At 64.5% G+C, this 1842-nt stretch carries 2 protein-coding genes; both read right to left on the reverse strand.

Annotated elements, in window-relative coordinates; all coding sequences use genetic code 11:
- A partial coding sequence (locus I5W_RS23285; RefSeq protein WP_044531030.1) for a molybdopterin-dependent oxidoreductase occupies positions 1-1087 on the reverse strand: 1087 nt, incomplete at its 3' end.
- A gap of 38 nt (positions 1088-1125) precedes the next feature.
- The coding region (locus I5W_RS23290) for an NAD(P)/FAD-dependent oxidoreductase (RefSeq protein ID WP_148289186.1) at positions 1126-1842 on the reverse strand (717 nt) is incomplete at its 5' end.

Genomic DNA, 1842 nt, shown 5'->3' on the forward strand with positions numbered 1-1842 from the left:
GCGGCCGCATGTTGGCCAGGCCGCCGACTTCGCGTCCGCCCATGGCATTGGGCTGGCCGGTGATGGAAAACGGCCCCATGCCGGGCTTGCCGATGCGGCCGGTGGCCAGGTGGCAGTTGATGATGCTGTTGACCTTGTCGCTGCCTACCGAGGATTGGTTCACGCCCATCGAGAATCCGGTGACCACTTTATCGGTCTCGGCGAAGGCCTGGTAGAAGGCCAGCAAGTCTTGCAGATCGACCTTGCACAGGCGCGCTACCGTGGCGGGATCGGCGCAGTCGGCGTCGGCCACCGCCAGGGCTTCGTCAAAGCCGTTGGTATGGGCGGCGATGAAGGCGTTGTCGCGCAGGCCGCGATGGGCCAGGTAGCTCATCAAGCCATTGAAGAGCCAGACATCGGTGCCGGCCTTGATCGGCAGGTGCAGGTCGGCCAATTCGCAGGTCGCGGTGCGGCGCGGGTCGATCACGATCAGGCGCAGGGCCGGGCGGGTTTCCTTCAGCTTGGCGATGCGTTGGAACAGGATGGGATGGCACCAGGCGGCGTTGGCGCCGACCAGGACGATCAGGTCGGCCAGTTCCAGGTCTTCATAGCAGACCGGGACCAGGTCTTCACCGAAGGCGCGCTTGTGTCCGGCTACCGCCGAGGACATGCACAGGCGCGAATTGGTATCGATGTTAGCGCTACCGATATAGCCCTTCATGAGCTTGTTGGCGATGTAGTAGTCCTCGGTCAGCAATTGCCCCGAGACATACAGCGCCACCGCGTTTGGGCCGTGTTCGGCGATGATGCTGGAGAACTTGCCGGCGACCTGCTCCAGCGCTACGTCCCAGGATACCTGCTGCAACGCCCCTTGCGCATCGCGCACTTGCGGATGCAGCAGGCGGCCTTCCAGGTCGACGGTTTCACCGAGGGCCGAGCCTTTGACGCACAGGCGGCCGAAGTTGGCCGGGTGCTGCTCATCGCCCTTGATGCCCAGGCTGCCATCTTGCTGCATCGAGGCTGTGACGCCGCAACCCACGCCACAGTAGGGGCAGGTGCTGCGGGTGGTCGCCACCGTCAGGGCCAGCGGGGTCTGGGAAAGATTCATTGGTATCCTCTGTTACTAATTGCCTTTAGCGTTACAGCTCAGGCCGCCTGCTGGCACATGGCCTGGCCGAACGGCAGTTCGCGGCGGAAGGCGCTGATGTCGCGTCCGCTCTGGATCAGGTCGAAATACCACGGCCCATCCTTGACGTCACCATACAGTACCGCACCCACCAGGCGCGAGCCGCGCAGGACCAGGCGCTTATAGATGCCGCGACGCGGATCGCGCACCACCAGGTCTTCGGTATCGTCGCCGCCGATGAAGTCGCCGGCCGAATACAGGTCCACCCCGGTGACCTTCAGCTTGGTGGCCGTGGCCTGCTGAACGTAACGCCGATGACCGGCACCGGCCAGGTGCGCGCCGCATACCCGGGCCTGGTCCCAGATCGGCGCGACCAGGCCGAAGGTGGCCTGGCGATGCTGCACACATTCGCCCACGGCATAGATGCGCGGATCGTAGGTCTGCAGGGTGTCATCGACGATGATGGCGCGTTCGCAATGCAGGCCGGCCGACTTGGCCAGGGCGATGTTGGGACGCACGCCGGCGGTCATCACCACCAGATCGGCAGGAATGCGGCTGCCATCCTTGAAGCGCACGGCGGTGACGCGATCCGGGCCGATGATTTCTTCGGTGTGGGCGTTGAGCAGGAAGCGCAGGCCCTTGGCTTCCAGTGCCTTTCTGAGCAGCTCGGCGGCGGGCTTGTCCAGTTGCTGGTTCATCAGGGTGTCGGTGACGTGTACCACGGTCACCTCCATGCC

It is taken from the genome of Herbaspirillum sp. B65, from assembly GCF_000333555.1.
In the GTDB taxonomy this organism is placed as follows: Bacteria; Pseudomonadota; Gammaproteobacteria; order Burkholderiales; family Burkholderiaceae_D; genus Herbaspirillum; species Herbaspirillum rubrisubalbicans.